Source organism: Sulfitobacter sp. SK012, from assembly GCF_003352085.1.
Lineage (GTDB): Bacteria > Pseudomonadota > Alphaproteobacteria > Rhodobacterales > Rhodobacteraceae > Sulfitobacter.
Genome location: NZ_CP025804.1, coordinates 2999221 through 3014756 on the forward strand (window position 1 = coordinate 2999221; position 15536 = coordinate 3014756).

Sequence of the window (15536 nt, forward strand, 5' to 3'; positions counted from 1 at the left end):
GCATGCAATCATTCGACCTCGAAGCGCAGGGCTTGCGCGCGCTTAACACAACACTCCACGCGCAAGCCAAAGATACCAATCAGACGGCCTGGGAAATCGTGAATCCCAAGGGCAGCCACGCGATTGCTGTGGGGCTCGACGCGCCGATTGAAGTGAATGTCAAAGGTTCGACTGGGTACTACTGCGGTGGCATGAACAAACAGGCGACTGTGCATGTTCATGGCTCTGCGGGTCCCGGCGTTGCGGAAAACATGATGTCTGGCACCGTCTTAATCGAAGGCGATGCATCGCAATATGCCGGCGCGACTGGCAATGGCGGCACCTTGATCATCAAAGGCAATGCTTCGTCGCGCTGTGGTATTTCGATGAAGGGTATCGACATTATTGTGCATGGCAACATCGGGCATATGTCCGCCTTCATGGCGCAATCAGGCAATATGGTGGTCTGCGGAGATGCGGGAGACGCCTTGGGTGACAGCCTTTATGAAGCCAAGCTTTTTGTGCGCGGTTCGGTTAAATCACTCGGCGCTGATTGTATCGAGAAAGAGATGCGACCCGAACATATCGAACTGCTGACCGAGTTGCTGGAGCGCGGCGGCTGTGACGCCAAGGCGTCCGAATTCAAACGCTATGGTTCTGCCCGCGAACTCTACACTTTTAACATTGATAATGCATACTAGGAGGCTGCTATGAAAGACGACGCCCCGGGCGCACCGCGCACGACGCCGATCCAATCGGCAACCTTCAGCAATCCGGTCAATGCTGAAATCCGCCGTGCGGCGGCCACTGGAATTTATGATATCCGCGGTGGCGGAGCCAAACGTAAGCTCCCTCATTTCGATGATTTGCTGTTTCTTGGCGCATCGATTTCTCGGTATCCCCTCGAAGGCTACCGGGAGAAGTGCGAAACCTCCGTGACCCTTGGCACCCGTTTTGCCAAGAACCCTATTCAGCTTGATATTCCAGTGACAATTGCTGGCATGTCCTTTGGGGCCCTATCTGGGGGCGCAAAAGAAGCTCTGGGTCGTGGTGCGACGCTTGCTGGTACATCAACAACGACCGGTGATGGCGGCATGACCGAAGAAGAACGCGGCCATTCCAACAAGCTGATCTATCAGTACCTGCCCTCGCGCTATGGCATGAACCCCGATGATTTGCGCCGTTGCGATGCGATTGAGATCGTTGTCGGCCAAGGTGCCAAGCCCGGCGGTGGCGGCATGCTGTTGGGACAAAAAATCAGCGACCGGGTCGCAGAGATGCGCAACCTGCCCAAAGGCATCGACCAACGCTCCGCGTGCCGTCACCCTGACTGGACCGGCCCAGACGATCTTGAGATCAAGATCATGGAGCTGCGTGAAATCACCAATTGGGAAAAGCCGATCTACATCAAGATTGGCGGCGCACGCCCTTATTTCGATACCACGCTCGCCATCAAAGCTGGCGCTGATGTGGTCGTGCTGGACGGCATGCAAGGCGGCACGGCGGCGACGCAGGATGTGTTCATCGAAAACGTTGGTCAGCCGATCTTGGCGTGTATCCGCGAAGCCGTTCGCGCGCTGCAGGACCTCGGTATGCACCGTGAAGTTCAGCTGATCGTCTCTGGCGGCATTCGCACAGGTGCAGACGTCGCCAAGGCGATGGCAATGGGCGCAGACGCAGTTGCCATCGGCACCGCCGCGCTGATCGCATTGGGCGACAATGACCCCAAGTGGGAAGCCGAATACAACGCACTTGGCACTACAGCAGGCGCGTATGATGACTGGCACGAGGGCAAAGACCCCGCAGGCATTACCACGCAGGACGCGGAGCTGATGAAGCGTTTCGATCCCGTCGAGGGTGGCAGGCGGTTGAACAATTACCTTAAGGTCATGACGCTAGAGGCCCAAACGATTGCAAGGGCGTGCGGCAAAAACCATCTGCATAACCTCGAGCCGGAAGACCTGTGTGCGCTGACCATGGAAGCCGCTGCAATGGCGAAAATCCCGCTGGCGGGCACTGATTGGTACCCCGGCAAGCCGGGCACTTCTTACTAGATACAAAAATGGGCGCGGCTGGAAACAGCACGCGCCCTTTGCATAAAAGACGACAGGGAAAAAAGCATGACCAAAGATCTGGCCAAATTCGCCAAAGACAACGGCGTAGAATACTTCATGATCTCTTTCACCGACCTATTTGGCGGACAACGCGCCAAGCTGGTTCCAGCACGCGCCATTGCCGATATGCAAGAAGACGGTGCTGGGTTTGCAGGGTTTGCCACTTGGCTTGATCTGACACCAGCCCATCCTGATATGTTGGCCGTCCCCGACCCCGACGCCGTAATTATCCTGCCGTGGGACCGCACCATTGCGTGGGTGCCGGCCAACTGCGTTATGGAAAGTCAGCCTGTTGATCAAGCACCGCGCAACGTCTTGTGCAAGCTGATCGACGAGGCAGCGAGCGAGGGCATGCACGTCAAGACAGGCATTGAAGCAGAGTTCTTTTTGCTGACACCCGGCGGGGATCAGATCTCTGATCCTTTCGATACCGCCGCCAAGCCTTGCTACGATCAACAGGCGTTCATGCGACGCCTCGATGTGATCCGTGAAATCTCGGATCATATGCTCGAGATGGGTTGGAACCCCTACCAGAATGACCACGAGGACGCGAATGGCCAGTGGGAGATGAACTGGGATTTCGACGATGCGCTCAAAACGGCAGACAAGCATTCGTTCTTTAAGTTCATGACCAAATGCGTCGCCGAAAAGCACGGGATGCGGGCGACCTTTATGCCTAAACCCATCGAAGGACTGACCGGCAATGGCTGTCATGCGCATGTCTCAGTGTGGGATGCACCGGGCAAGGCATCGCAGGTCAACGTCTTTGCGGGCGAAGGCGATGGGCAAACCGGCGAAGTGGGTCTGTCTGAGCGCGGCAAGCATTTCCTTGGCGGCATCATGAAACACGCGTCAGCGCTTGCTGCGATCACCAATCCAACGGTGAACAGCTACAAACGCATCAACGCACCGCGCACGATGTCCGGAGCCACCTGGGCCCCCAACACGGTCACATGGACTGGCAACAACCGCACGCATATGGTGCGCGTCCCTGCCCCCGGCCGGTTTGAATTGCGTCTGCCCGACGGGGCCGTAAATCCCTATCTGTTGCAGGCCGTCATCATTGCTGCGGGGCTCTCGGGCATCCGCTCAAAGGCAGATCCCGGCAAGCGTCACGACATCGACATGTACGCTGAAGGTCACACAGTGCGCGGTGCGCCCAAACTGCCCCTAAACATGCTTGATGCGTTGCGTGAGTATGACAAGGACGAAGGCTTGAAGGCGTCCATGGGCGAGGAATTCTCTGCGGCTTACCTGAAGATGAAAATGCAGGAATGGAACGATTTCACCTCGCATTTCAGCCAATGGGAAAAGGACAATACGCTCGACATCTAGCGATGTGAGACTGCGCCATCCAAAGCCCCCTAGCCCGACGGAGATGTGAATATGACCAAACGTGTTGCTATTATTGGCGCTGGCCCCTCCGGCCTAGCCCAATTGCGTGCCTTCCAATCCGCAAAGGCAAATGGTGAAGACGTCCCCGAGGTTGTTTGTTTTGAAAAACAATCAAACTGGGGCGGCCTTTGGAATTACACATGGCGGACGGGCGTCGATCAATACGGCGAACCCGTGCATGGATCGATGTATCGCTATCTTTGGTCAAACGGCCCCAAGGAAGGTCTGGAATTTGCGGACTATTCATTTGAAGAGCATTTCGGCAAACAGATCGCCAGCTACCCGCCCCGTGCTGTCCTGTTCGACTATATCGAAGGCCGGGTGAACAAAGCCGGCGTGCGCGACATGATCCGGTTTGAGACTGTCGTGCGCAATGTTGAGCCTGATGGCGATAAATTCACCGTCAAGCTGCGCAACCTTCCCGAAGACCGCGAGTACGAAGAAACTTTTGACCACGTCATCTGCGCCAGCGGTCACTTCTCAACACCGAATGTCCCCGAGTTTGAGGGCTTTGACAGCTTTAAGGGCCGTGTGTTGCATGCCCATGACTTCCGCGATGCGATGGAATTCAAGGGCATGGACCTGTTGATCATCGGCACGTCTTATTCCGCCGAAGACATCGGATCGCAATGTTGGAAATACGGGGCCAAATCCATCACCGTCAGCCACCGCACTGCAGCGATGGGATATGATTGGCCTGACAACTGGGCAGAGGTCCCGCTGCTGACAAAAGTGGTAGGCAACACCGCTCATTTCAAAGACGGCACATCGCGCGACGTCGACGCGATAATCCTGTGCACCGGCTACCGGCACCATTTCCCGTTCATGGCTGATAGTTTGCGCCTGCAAACGGCCAACCGGCTGGCGACGAGTGACCTTTATAAGGGCGTTGCGTGGATCATTAATCCAAACGTGTTTTATCTTGGGATGCAGGATCAGTGGTTTACGTTCAACATGTTCGACGTTCAGGCGTGGTGGGCACGTGATGTGATCATGGGCAAGATCGCCCTGCCCTCGCATGATGAGATGCAGGCGGACGTCGCTGACCGTGTCGCACGTGAAGACACCGGCGAGGATGACTATGATGCGATCTGGTATCAGGGCGATTACGTCAAGGAACTAATGGAATTGACCGATTATCCCAGCTTTGACGTCGAAGGGGCTTGCCAAGCATTCAAACAGTGGAAGGGCCACAAAAAGGCTGGCATCATGACCTTCCGCGACAATGGTTATGCATCGGTGATTACCGGGACCATGGCCCCCAAGCACCACACAGTTTGGAAAGACGCGCTGGATGACAGTCTGAAGGCCTATCTGCAAAACTGACGTATCAGCTGCTTTTTCAGGACTTAGGCGCGCGCTCAATCCTCAAAAAGACCAGCGTCTTTTGAAGGGCACCTTTGTCTTTGAGGGAGATGCTGATCTTGTCCTGGTCCAATTCAAACTGGTGCAGCTGGTAAGAATCCGGATGGTTGACCGATGCTTCATGATCTGGCGCTGCACTTGGCCCGGCACAGTTAGACACATCAGCATGGAGTCGTTCAAAGGACATACGCGCAGCTTTTGACCGGTAGTCAAACGCCCAATAGCAATGAACGGAACTATTGCCAGACAGGCCGCGTGATGTGCCGCAGGTCGGTGGGGCACTATTTGGCATCAGCGATGGCGGCACCAAGACGTCGTGATCTATTGATACCGCCTGCTTTGCAAAAATATGCAGATCGTTACAGAAACCATCTGCGCGTGCTTGACCGCTGAACACCAAAGAGGCCGCAACAATCATAGCAAAATTACGCGCTGGGGGCGCAAATGGTCTCATTCTGCCACCAGCGATTGCCCTTCTACAATTTCAAAGGGCGTTGGCGGGGTTGTTTTGCTGACCCAGAAAAAATCACCATCCCATTCCATCACATACCAACCTTCCCACACAGCATCGCCTGTCCAGAGTGATTGGTATTCGTCCTTACCGGCGTCCACACGCCACTGCCCCAACGCGGAGCGCGCCCCCTCTTGGGCATAGATCGTGGTCCCATCAGCCTCAAAGTACTGTCGGTACGCGGCACCGTCCCAAGCGCCCACAGCGGTATTGCCTGTTAGCAGCACCTCAATCTCATGAGCTTGCAGTTTCACTGATTGGGCCTGCAGCGGCGTGGCCAAAAACAGCAATCCAATCAGGAAACTGCGCCACATCATGACCGAGGCCGCTCTTTCTTTGGGTCGAACGCGGCAAGGTCTTGTCTAATTTGCGCTGGAAGGCGCTTTTGGTGGCCGTCCAGTTTGCCAATTTCCAGCTGTGTGCCGACCTCAGCATGGGCCACATCAACACGTGCTAGCGCAATGTTTCGGCCCAGCAGAGGCGACCGAACAGAAGAGGTCACATCCCCAATTTGCGCGCGACCAATGTGGATGCAATCGCCGTGTTCCACATCGACATTGCTGTCGATATCAAGCCCCACAAGTTTGCGAGCGGGATGTTCTTTGCGGCGGATCAACGCATCGCGACCAATGAAATCATCAGGCTTGGATTTCAGCGGCACAGTAAATCCAATGCCGGCTTCAAATGGGTCTGTCTGATCCGAAAAATCGTATCCAGCAAAAATCAGCCCTGCTTCTATCCGCACCATATCCAGCGCTTCCAGCCCCATGGGCTTAAGGCCATGATCTTTGCCGGCCTCCCAAATAGCGTCGAAAATCTCGGCACAATCCTTAGGATGGCACATCACTTCATAGCCAAGTTCGCCAGTATAGCCGGTGCGCGACAGCACAAAGGGCGTGCCACTTTCATTGCCAAGTCGGGCGGGCGTGAAACGGAACCACCCCAGCTGGTCAAACTCAGGGTTATGTGGTGCCGTCCAGACAATCTTGCGCAGCAAATCACGGCTTTCGGGCCCTTGCACGGCAACGTTATGCAGTTGGTCCGTTGAAGAGCGCACCAGCACCTTCAACCCAAGCTTTTCTGCCTGTTCCCGGATCCATTCCCCACCGTAGTCCGATCCACCGATCCACCGGAAATTATCGCGACCCAACCGGAAAACCGTGCCGTCATCTATCATGCCACCATGTTCAAAACACATGGCGGTATAGACCACCGCGCCAATCGCGAGCGTCTTCATATTGCGGGTGAAAACATATTGGCAAAGCGCCTCTGCATCGGGCCCTGTAATCTCAAACTTGCGCAGCGGGCTCAGATCAGTGACCACCGCTTTTTGTCGACAGGCATGGTATTCTTCGATCGGCCCTGCTTCGGCAAAACAATTGGCCAGCCAAAAGCCATTGTATTCGATGAAATTGCGGGTGTGTTTGGCAAAGCTGTCGTGAAAGCCGGTTTGCTTGGTCATCTTTGGATCCGAATCTGGAGTGGGTCGGTACGCAACCGAGCGTTGAAAGGTTTCTTTGCCGCTGTAGGTGCGGACATGGATATCTGTCGGGTTCCAGCCATTGGCTGCGGTTGTGTCATCAGGACAAGCCGAACTGACGCAGACAAGGTCTGTCAGGGCGCGCAACAGCACAAAATCACCGGGGCGCGACCAAGGCTCGTCCGTGTACAGAACACCGTGGTCATCAATGGCCGTGTTGAAGAAAAAGTTGATCGCCATCCAGCCACGCCGCGGCGCGACGCCGTATTGCTCCAACGCACCGTTGAAGTTTGCCGAACAATTCACATGGCCCGGATACCCGATGTCATTGTAGTATTTCTCGGTGCAGGCCATGGCAAAGGCGTCGTGGCGCCCGCAGGTGTCTTGAACCACCTCGACCAAAGGGAGCATGTCCTGATCGTAGTATTTCGCGTGTAGGCCCGGCATGGGATAGGCATGCCCCATCAACGTCCGGGTGGTTGTAACGTCCAGCGCGTGTTCGATGCCTTTGTCCAATTTGCGCGCCGAGAAACACTCAAAATCCGAACATTGGCGGCCGTCGACGTCGATGATTTGAATGTAGTCGCCCGCTTTGACGAAAAACGCTTCGGCAGTGGACGTGTGGATGCGAATGTCATCAATCGGATCGGCCAACGGGTCGGGCGTTTCGAATTTGGTGTGCGATTTGATGACCGCGCGTCTGACCATCACGGTCAGCGGCGTCGTTGTGTCCTGCGCCTCAATGTCCATGGGATTTCCGGGTGCCGCAATGATCACCACACCGTCGCGTTGCACGCGCAGGTTTTCTTCCGACTTGGCGGTTGTTGCGTGATCAAAAAATCGGGTCGCATGGGCATCAGACAGATCAATCTTGCGGGCCTCAAGCCCCATCCGAAAGCCGCGCAACGACTGATTGGCGGTCACAAGAAGAGCACGCAAACCATCCGCGGGCGTATTGGCGGTCGCCCCCAGAATACCTGCATCGATACGGCCCTTGGCATCGGCAGCGACGACTTCTGCCACCTGCCCGCCTTCGTCGTTGATGATCGTCAGCGCATCCCCGGCCTCGACCGGGATCAAGACTGCACCGGCACCCTCAACAACATAGCGTTCCGTTCCCGGCGGCATCGAAAAAACGCTCGGCATAATTATCTGACTGGGTCTTGGTGGACCGGGCTGGACCTTTGCGTAGAGTTCGTCAAACATTGTTGTCTAAGCCCCTTCTCATTTTTGCATGAGCGGAATAATTATTTAATATTGAGAATAACGAGCAGTTCTGAGTCCCGCAAGTATACAGGCCAATCAACATGATATTTCTGCTTACAGAAGCGGCGGGCTGCCAATGAGCGCGCTCACACTTGGCCTGATTGCTGCCTTTTGCTGGGGCCTTCACGACGTTCTGGTGCGCCGGGTCAGTCAGAACACACCCCTGATGGCGTCGCTTTTGGTGGTGCTTGTGGCCGGTACCCTGTTTCAGATGGGTCTCATGGTCAGTACAGGTGGCTTTGCCTCGGTTTCGTTGAAATCTGCCGGGCTCGCTACCGCGTCCGGTATTTTCTTTTTGATCGCCAGCCTTGGGCTTTATGGCGCGTTTCAGCGCGGACCAGTCCGGCTGGTCGCTCCCATTATTGCGAGTTATCCTATTTTGTCAGTCGCTTGGGCCGCAGCATCAGGTGTTTCGATCTCAACACTCGAATGGTTGGCAGTTCTCGCAATAATCGCGGGCGTTTCAGTTGTAGCTGCTTTGGCGGATGACGGTGAAACCGAGGTTCCTGCGAAGGGTCGCACCGTTATATACGCAGTCATCGCAGCATGCGGGTTCGCGGGGACCTTTGCATTGGGGCAGATGGCCACAAGTATGGATCATGACCTGCCGATTGTGTTGATCACTCGGCTTGTTGCGATTGCCTTGCTGGTTGGCTTGATGATCGCGCGCACCTTGCCCTTCAATCCAGGTCGACGGGCAATGCCCGTGCTGGTGCTTATGGGGTGCCTAGATGGCATAGCGCTCATCTGTGTGTTGTCCGCAGGGGGGCTACCAGACGCTCAATACGCCGCCGTAGCATCATCAGTGTTCGGGCTTTTGACCATCGTGATGGCTTGGGCGTTCCTCAAAGAACGGATGACGCCTACGCAATGGGGGGGATGTTTGCTGACCTTCGCGGCCATCGGATATCTGGCGCTTTAGGGCAAGCGGACTCAGGCTTCCTCGAAACTCAGCAGCTTAATGTTCTCACGCAACCGCATCTTGGTCGGCGTCAATCCGTAGGTTTCTTTGACCGCGCGCGCCATGGCGTAACTTGAGCCGAAGCCCGTCACCACGGCAACCTCGACCAAAGGTAACAGCGTCTCTTCAATCATCACACGTGCACGTTTGGTCCGCAGGCGTTTATAGAACTTGGCTGGTGTATCATCAAAGATCTTGCGAAATGCGCGTTCCAAATGGCGGGTTGAAACCCCAATGTGCTGTGTGAGTTCTCCCATCGAAATAGGATCATCCAGGGATGCTTCCATCAATCTGATCGCTTGGGTCACGTGGGCATCAAAAAGACCTTCATTGTCAGCAATGTCCTTTGGTTGTTCCGCATCAGATTTACGAATGGTGTGCAGCAATAGTTGGTTTCCCAATTCAGCCACCTGCGGAGCTTCAAGAAATTGTGCCAGCAATCCAATGATCAGTTCAGACGTGGCCCCCGCCCCTGCTGCCGTAATGATCCCATCAGATTTTTCCGATAACCGTGTCGTCAATTTGGGGTAAGAACCCGTTTCGGCCAAGGTAGCGGCATCACGCCAATGCGTTGTCACCCGGCCCATTGGCGTTTTTGTGCGTCGAATATGCCCTGTCGCGGCGTCCGAAAGTAAAACAACGGGTCGCTTGGCGCGTTGCATGGCACGTGCGCGGCGCAGCCATCCTGGATCAGCGGCCGCCTTGCCTCCAACGACAACCAAGAGATCGCACAGGTTTTGTGTTTCAAACATTGGCTCTGTCCGAACCAGCACGCCATTCGCGCTGGTGACCAAACCTGCTGTTTGGGAAACAAACCGCCAGTCAAAGGTCTGTTGCCCGATGATATCGTTGGCCACAGACAGTGTTTGCGTGATCGCGGTTAGCTCATAGTCATTGAAACCCGGTGCCACATAAAGCTCAAAAAGCTTTGGCGAGGTATCGACACCTGAACTTCCCTCAATAGCTGTAAACGCTTGGAAACCTGATTGTTTAAGCTCCATATCTACGCGATCCTTGTTGTTGAAGGTGACAGAAACACGCGGCTAGAATAACTAATAGTCGCAAGACCAACGATCAAGTTTGCGTCAAGATTGCATGTCTGAGTGCTGGCAGGCAAATATTTCACAACGTTTCTCTGACTTACTGCGCATCATAAGGCGTTAAACAATTTCCTAATGGTAATTATATTTTCCCTACAGTCAATATAGTCATCGCAATTTAGGACGTTAACCTGCTCCTCTAATAGGCATATGCGTTGCGACGTGTTTCCGCCAATACATCTTGCGATCAACAGCAGGAAATCGACCAACGTTTAAGCAAACCTGATTGGCCCAACATAGTCACGCGTATCACAGCGTCTTCAAAACAAGATCGGCGAGGTCATCGTTAGGCCGCTCACCCGCCTATGCGATCTGCGACCAAACGCAGTTCCGAGTCGTATTTGCCGTTTCTTGGCAATGGCGATACGCTATCCGCAATATTGGCGGCGGCGACTGAAACTATCGATGATGATGATTTAAGCTTCGTCTTTAAGCTCTTAAAGAATGAAGAGGTTGTGTTTACGCACAACGGCAAACGTGCGGCTGTCCTTCGAAAAGAAAAGTGCCGATGGTTCTTGGAAGATATGGAAGGCAGGGATGCAGCGTCTCAACAGCAGGAAATGGCAAGGATTACGGGCAACTATCGCCGTGGGAATGAGCGCACAGCCAAGGACCATCCTCGAAACCGATAGTTGCTTTAATTGCGCGCGAAATCCGGAGGAACATTCATGGATATCGGACGGCTATCAGAACGCATTATGGGAATGGACGATGCAACATGGGCACGTCATTCCAACCCGCTAAGTGGATGGAGCCGGATATCCATTTTGCCGCTGATGGTTCTGGCGGTTTGGAGCCGCGTTTGGGTGGGATGGCACGCGGTTTGGTTCGTATTGCTGGTCGTGATCTGGACTTGGGCCAATCCTCGCATGTTTGTCCCCCCTAAAACAGCTTCCGCGTGGATGACGAAAGGCGTTCTAGGGGAGCGGATTTGGTTAGCGCGACATTCGGTTCCGATCCCCCCTCATCATGCACAGGTGGCACGGGTGCTTAACATCGCCGCGGGTCTTGGCGCACTGATCTTGATAGTTGGGTTGTGGTCCCTCAACATTGGTCTGACGCTGGCGGGGCTGGTTACAATGATGGGAGGAAAGCTTTGGTTTCTTGACCGCTTGGTCTGGATTAGAGCCGATACAGACTGTGCTAAAGACGTCGAGCAGCCATGACGCGCATAAACGTTAGCGTCCAACGCGCCGCAGCCATGCAAGAGAATGGGTTCACGCCCTATGGATCCGCCCGAGAGAAGCTTGGCAGCCTCAATCGCGTCGCGGTCCCTACCCCGGACACCTCGCTGATACGCAAAACCCCCGCGGCCATAAGGCAACGGGGGTTTGTTTTTTTAAGTATCGTGGAATGATCTAGATCACCCTTCGCGTTCCAATTTCTTACGCGCCAACTTACGGGCACGACGGATCGCTTCAGCTTTCTGACGCGCTTTTTTCTCGGACGGTTTCTCGAAATGTTGCTTGAGCTTCATTTCACGGAAAACGCCTTCGCGTTGGAGCTTTTTCTTTAGAGCCCGGAGGGCCTGATCGACATTGTTGTCACGAACACTAACCTGCATGTGGTTTACACCACCTTTCTAGTTTGAAGTTGCAAGGATTTGCAGGAATTGAGCACATAGCAACCTTAGTCCAAATTGTACAGTGGGTTCTGTGGGCACATTTTACGGTTCATCCGGAATAACACCTGGCGGCAGTTTGTCGGAGACTGCATCATGTGCTGCAGCGCTAACGGCTTTACGCTCAGCGTCGGTTAACGGGCCGTCACCTGCGATTTCTACCTTAACATTCCTCTCGGCCATTCGAATGCCATTGGCATCGAAAATGTCGCGCACACTCTGGTAGGCATCGCGGCGTACCAGCCATTGCTCGCCGGGGCGTGTCATGAATTTGACCCCGACTACCATGTTGAATTCTTCCATCCGGCGCACGCCCTGAGATTTGAGCGTTTCAATGATGCTGTGGCCATAATCTGGGTTGGCCTTCAGTTCTGCACCAACCTGCTTGATCAGCTTTTTGACAAGCTTCAGATCGGTATCGAAAGGCACACGGAACTCGAGCTTCATGATCACCCAGTCACGCGAATAGTTGGTCATGGATTTCAGTTCGCCAAAAGGCAGGGTGTGAATAGCGCCGCGGTGGTGGCGAATTTGCAGAGACCTGATGGAGATTTTCTCGACCGTGCCACGAAGCTGGTCGACCTCGACATACTCCCCCACCCGAAAAGCATCATCGATCAAGAAGAAGATACCCGACACCACATCTTTGACCAAGGATTGTGCACCAAAGCCGATTGCGATGCCCAGGACACTGGCACCTGCCAGAATGGGTGCAATATTGACGCCCAGTGAGGACAGGATGGACATCGCGACCATGCTCAGCAGTGTGACCATCAATACGACGCGCAGCAGCGGTAACAGCGTCGCCATGCGGGCCTCTGGCCCAGGTGCGGATCCATCCACCGGCGGCGTGTAGCCATTCAGCCTGCGATCAATAGCTGTTTTTGCCCATGTCCAAACCAGATCAGCGATAAGTATGGCCGCTGCACTATCCAGCAATACCGAAAAGAGGCGCTGCATGACTGTGGGGGTTTCAGTGTTCTCGAAAACACCCAAGTTCCAGATCAACGCAAGGACAAACCCAACCGAAATGATCGCAGCAAAGCGGACAAGCCGCAAAGCAATGGGGCGGTAAGTTTCATAGGGGTCGGTGACCTCCACGACCTCGAGGGCCTCATCAGGTTCTGCATCATCTTCAAATTGCTCTTCCGGAGATGGAGGCGGTGGCAGGCTAGCCGTATATTCAGCAATCGCGCCATCAAACGAACTGTCGACCCAAGCGCGGAGTAGTTTGAGCGCGGCGATGAGCAAACCAATCAGCAAAACGCTCCACATCATCAGACGCAGGTCCAGCACCCACAGGGCAAAGGCAAGAAGAATGGTCAGGCTCATGAACCCGCGCCATTGCCGCGCGACTTTCGGAAGCTTGCCTTCGCTCAGTCGTCCTCCCAAAAAGAAGGCCGTGTGCACGCAGATCAGCGCACTCAGGGCGACAACCACCGCCAGTACGACCGACACAGCAAGTACAGCGATGTCACCGCCCTTTGGCTTAAACACGCTGACGATTTGATGGAAGACATCGTTTAATGCCAAGGCAAGGATCAAGATACCAAAGAAGACAATCGTGCTGCGGGCAATCACCCGCGCCATGCCGCTTGATACGGGTACAATCCGCAATCGAGGTACGTAGGGCGCGAGGAACAGCAAGAGCGTGGTGCTGACCACACGCACGGCTACAATGGAGACCAAAAGGTTCAAGATCAGCGCAAAGAGGATCGGTGGCCAGTCAAACGCCGAGAAAGCACCGATGCTGCCAGCGGCAAATGCCACCAACCCAGCGAGAACAAGTGCCGCGCGCGTAACAGCCGCCGTGATCCGTTGTTTGGGGGTCTTAAAAACACCGACCTCAAGGCGGCGGCGCACCGGGTTGGTATATTGACGCAGAAGCCATTCCAGCCCCCCGCCCAGAAACAGAAAGATCACAACAAACGTCAGGCTTTGGACCCGGCGATCTTCGGTAAGTTGCTCTTGCCATCTCCCATGCACAAGATCCGGCGCTTTCCCGATCCCTTCCCACGTCCGGACCAGCGCGTTGATCCGAAGTTTGGTGCGCTGAACCACTGCGCCGAACAGATCGCGCACACTGCTTTCTTCGGCTTGCGTTACGACTTCGGCTTCAGATGCTTGCTGGCGGAGCCATTCCTGAATTCTGTCATCAGACAACAGGCGGGTGAATTCAGAAAGATCGTTCGCAGAAGGCTCACCAATGGGTGCTTCGGTTTGCGCCACTGCTGGATTTGACAGGAAAAGGACAAAAGCAAGAACAAATGCAGATATGGCGGAGCGCAACGCTATCATCCCATTGCCTCCTCTTCCGCTGGCTCTTCGACGGGTCTGGCATCCTCGAATGTATAATCAGCTGGATAGAGCGCGCGCACAGTGACGCGCCCTCCGCTCGGCTTGAGCTGACACCCAAGGCGCACGCCCTCCAAAGCGCCGATCCTGTGCAGCGTGCGCAACTCAAGCTCAGTGGGGGACGGCAACGGGAAATCGGAATCGATAATCCGCACAGCACAGGTACCGCACCTGCCCCGGCCTGCGCATAAGTTTGCATGAGGTTGTCCGTTGCGACGAAAACCATCCAAAAGGCTGAGCGCAGAGGTAGATGGCAAATCGCGCCCGTCATCGCGCACCAGAGTGACCTCTTGGGTTTTCTGTGATGCAAACCGGATAAATCGCGCTGCCAGTGTTAATCCAGACAACAGAAGTGAGCCAAGGATAATCCCGTTGGTGACCTCCTTGATCAAGGCAAAAGGTACTTCGACATTCGGCGGGAGTTCATTGGAAAATGCCAGCTGAGCCCCATCCCGCCCTGCGACCAGCATTTCTCGCCCGGCTTCGGCATACCCCAAGAGTGCTAAGACCGGAACAGCCACAGCCATGAGATAGAGCCAATTCAAGATACGGCCCGCGCCTTCCTTTGAGCGAAGCCAGGTGAAAAGCCCCGCGCAGCCATGTACCCAGACCACTGCCAGCAATATTACTTGCATGAGGCCAATGGTCGGCAGTTGCAGCCAGAATAAACGGATTGTGTCGGCATATCCGAAGTCCACACCGGCACTCGATAGCATTCCAATACCAACCGCATGCGTGGCCAAAAGCGGCACCACGATCATCCCCGACACCAATTGAACGATGTCTTGTGCGTTCGTTCGCAAAGTAGGTCGATTGTACACCGCCCAGAGACCCAAAAAGAAATGGGTAACCAAGGCAGACATCAAGATTTTGCCAGTGATATCCCCGGTCCAAACCCCAGAGAGATAGGGCCGCGCCACGTCCATAGCATTGATCGAGATCAGGCCGAGGCTCAGGTTGGTCAAATGGCTGGTCACGAAGGCGAGCAGAAAAAGGCCTGACCAGACGCGCAAGGCTCGTACGACAATGGCCGAGGTCATTTTCTTAGTTTGGTTGGCCATGCCCAATTCCCTTTGCTCTGATGCCGACAGTACACATACAATTTCTTTGCCTTGTGGCGCTGCCCGGCATTTCAGGCTCCTGTTGATGGGAAACACTGCTCATTCTGACGCAGACTTGCAACCTCGAACGGACAGACGGTTTGAGCAACAAGAAATCAGCAGCACATCTAACGACCTTCGGTTCCAGGACCCAGAACACGTTTTGTTGGGCTGACATTGCATTAGGCGAGGCCATTGATATTGCGACCCGAGCACCCACAATGGTTGTTCGAAACGCCCTGTGGAGATGTTGCAGGTTCTGCGTTGTCGGGATACCTTTGCGATTGCC

14 protein-coding genes are annotated in these 15536 nt (G+C 54.8%); 7 read left to right on the plus strand and 7 right to left on the minus strand.

Going from position 1 to position 15536, the window contains the following annotated elements:
* The first annotated feature begins 2 nt into the window (after nt 1-2).
* The 4 genes from C1J03_RS14660 (at nt 3) to C1J03_RS14675 (ending at nt 4814) form a co-directional block, all read left to right on the plus strand.
* A complete protein-coding gene (locus tag C1J03_RS14660) occupies nt 3-680 on the plus strand; it encodes a GXGXG domain-containing protein (RefSeq protein WP_114887269.1) in 678 nt (225 codons plus the stop codon).
* 9 nt (nt 681-689) lie between these two features.
* A complete protein-coding gene (locus tag C1J03_RS14665) occupies nt 690-2033 on the plus strand; it encodes an FMN-binding glutamate synthase family protein (RefSeq protein WP_114887270.1) in 1344 nt (447 codons plus the stop codon).
* A gap of 66 nt (nt 2034-2099) precedes the next feature.
* A complete protein-coding gene (glnT, locus tag C1J03_RS14670; protein ID WP_114887271.1) occupies nt 2100-3428 on the plus strand; it encodes a type III glutamate--ammonia ligase in 1329 nt (442 codons plus the stop codon).
* Between the two features lie 51 nt (nt 3429-3479).
* The gene (locus C1J03_RS14675) at nt 3480-4814 is read left to right on the plus strand and encodes an NAD(P)-binding domain-containing protein (RefSeq protein WP_114887272.1); all 1335 of its coding nucleotides are present in this window, start codon (nt 3480-3482) and stop codon (nt 4812-4814) included.
* Between the two features lie 16 nt (nt 4815-4830).
* On the opposite strand, the gene C1J03_RS14680 is transcribed toward C1J03_RS14675, so the two are convergent.
* Genes C1J03_RS14680 through C1J03_RS14690 form a run of 3 tightly spaced genes read right to left on the minus strand, consistent with a single transcriptional unit; the run spans nt 4831 to nt 8050 of the window.
* Entirely contained in the window at nt 4831-5307 is a 477-nt protein-coding gene (locus C1J03_RS14680; protein ID WP_162798547.1) for a hypothetical protein, read from the minus strand.
* Nucleotides 5304-5681: a hypothetical protein gene (locus tag C1J03_RS14685; RefSeq protein WP_114887274.1), complete on the minus strand. Its 378-nt coding sequence runs from the start codon at nt 5679-5681 to the stop codon at nt 5304-5306. The genes C1J03_RS14680 and C1J03_RS14685 overlap by 4 nt, the downstream gene beginning before the upstream one ends.
* A complete protein-coding gene (locus C1J03_RS14690) occupies nt 5678-8050 on the minus strand; it encodes a DUF1989 domain-containing protein (protein ID WP_114887275.1) in 2373 nt (790 codons plus the stop codon). Before C1J03_RS14690 ends, C1J03_RS14685 begins: the two co-directional genes overlap by 4 nt.
* A 136-nt stretch (nt 8051-8186) precedes the next feature.
* On the opposite strand from C1J03_RS14690, the gene C1J03_RS14695 reads away from it, so the two are divergent.
* Nucleotides 8187-9032, plus strand: coding sequence for a DMT family transporter (locus C1J03_RS14695; RefSeq protein WP_114887276.1), 846 nt, complete (start codon nt 8187-8189; stop codon nt 9030-9032).
* Between the two features lie 11 nt (nt 9033-9043).
* Here C1J03_RS14695 and C1J03_RS14700 read toward each other — a convergent pair whose 3' ends face one another.
* On the minus strand, nt 9044-10072 hold the full coding sequence (locus C1J03_RS14700) for a GlxA family transcriptional regulator (protein WP_114887277.1): 1029 nt from the start codon (nt 10070-10072) through the stop codon (nt 9044-9046).
* Between the two features lie 404 nt (nt 10073-10476).
* Here C1J03_RS14700 and C1J03_RS14705 point away from each other — a divergent pair, with 404 nt between their 5' ends.
* Both C1J03_RS14705 and C1J03_RS14710 read left to right on the plus strand, forming a co-directional pair.
* A complete protein-coding gene (locus tag C1J03_RS14705; RefSeq protein ID WP_216825858.1) occupies nt 10477-10803 on the plus strand; it encodes a hypothetical protein in 327 nt (108 codons plus the stop codon).
* A gap of 36 nt (nt 10804-10839) precedes the next feature.
* Complete coding sequence (locus C1J03_RS14710) at nt 10840-11337, plus strand: DUF6653 family protein (protein ID WP_174234469.1); 498 nt, start codon at nt 10840-10842, stop codon at nt 11335-11337.
* Nucleotides 11338-11534: 197 nt separating this feature from the next.
* Here C1J03_RS14710 and rpsU read toward each other — a convergent pair whose 3' ends face one another.
* The 3 genes from rpsU to C1J03_RS14730 all read right to left on the minus strand — a co-directional run bounded on the left by rpsU (nt 11535) and on the right by C1J03_RS14730 (nt 15208).
* The gene (rpsU, locus tag C1J03_RS14720) at nt 11535-11735 is read right to left on the minus strand and encodes a 30S ribosomal protein S21 (protein WP_114883301.1); all 201 of its coding nucleotides are present in this window, start codon (nt 11733-11735) and stop codon (nt 11535-11537) included.
* Between the two features lie 102 nt (nt 11736-11837).
* Nucleotides 11838-14090, minus strand: coding sequence for a mechanosensitive ion channel domain-containing protein (locus tag C1J03_RS14725; RefSeq protein WP_114887279.1), 2253 nt, complete (start codon nt 14088-14090; stop codon nt 11838-11840).
* A complete protein-coding gene (locus C1J03_RS14730) occupies nt 14087-15208 on the minus strand; it encodes a 2Fe-2S iron-sulfur cluster-binding protein (protein ID WP_114887280.1) in 1122 nt (373 codons plus the stop codon). Before C1J03_RS14730 ends, C1J03_RS14725 begins: the two co-directional genes overlap by 4 nt.
* Between the last annotated feature and the right edge of the window lie 328 nt (nt 15209-15536).

Bases quoted from the DNA above. Each gene is read 5' to 3' on its own strand.
- C1J03_RS14685 (WP_114887274.1), bottom strand. From the start codon at position 5,681: ATGATGTGGCGCAGTTTCCTGATTGGATTGCTGTTTTTGGCCACGCCG.
- glnT (WP_114887271.1), top strand. From the start codon at position 2,100: ATGACCAAAGATCTGGCCAAATTCGCCAAAGACAACGGCGTAGAATAC.
- C1J03_RS14695 (WP_114887276.1), top strand. From the start codon at position 8,187: ATGAGCGCGCTCACACTTGGCCTGATTGCTGCCTTTTGCTGGGGCCTT.
- rpsU (WP_114883301.1), bottom strand. From the start codon at position 11,735: ATGCAGGTTAGTGTTCGTGACAACAATGTCGATCAGGCCCTCCGGGCT.
- C1J03_RS14675 (WP_114887272.1), top strand. From the start codon at position 3,480: ATGACCAAACGTGTTGCTATTATTGGCGCTGGCCCCTCCGGCCTAGCC.
- C1J03_RS14725 (WP_114887279.1), bottom strand. From the start codon at position 14,090: ATGATAGCGTTGCGCTCCGCCATATCTGCATTTGTTCTTGCTTTTGTC.
- C1J03_RS14660 (WP_114887269.1), top strand. From the start codon at position 3: ATGCAATCATTCGACCTCGAAGCGCAGGGCTTGCGCGCGCTTAACACA.
- C1J03_RS14710 (WP_174234469.1), top strand. From the start codon at position 10,840: ATGGATATCGGACGGCTATCAGAACGCATTATGGGAATGGACGATGCA.
- C1J03_RS14665 (WP_114887270.1), top strand. From the start codon at position 690: ATGAAAGACGACGCCCCGGGCGCACCGCGCACGACGCCGATCCAATCG.
- C1J03_RS14705 (WP_216825858.1), top strand. From the start codon at position 10,477: ATGCGATCTGCGACCAAACGCAGTTCCGAGTCGTATTTGCCGTTTCTT.
- C1J03_RS14680 (WP_162798547.1), bottom strand. From the start codon at position 5,307: ATGAGACCATTTGCGCCCCCAGCGCGTAATTTTGCTATGATTGTTGCG.
- C1J03_RS14690 (WP_114887275.1), bottom strand. From the start codon at position 8,050: ATGTTTGACGAACTCTACGCAAAGGTCCAGCCCGGTCCACCAAGACCC.
- C1J03_RS14730 (WP_114887280.1), bottom strand. From the start codon at position 15,208: ATGGCCAACCAAACTAAGAAAATGACCTCGGCCATTGTCGTACGAGCC.
- C1J03_RS14700 (WP_114887277.1), bottom strand. From the start codon at position 10,072: ATGGAGCTTAAACAATCAGGTTTCCAAGCGTTTACAGCTATTGAGGGA.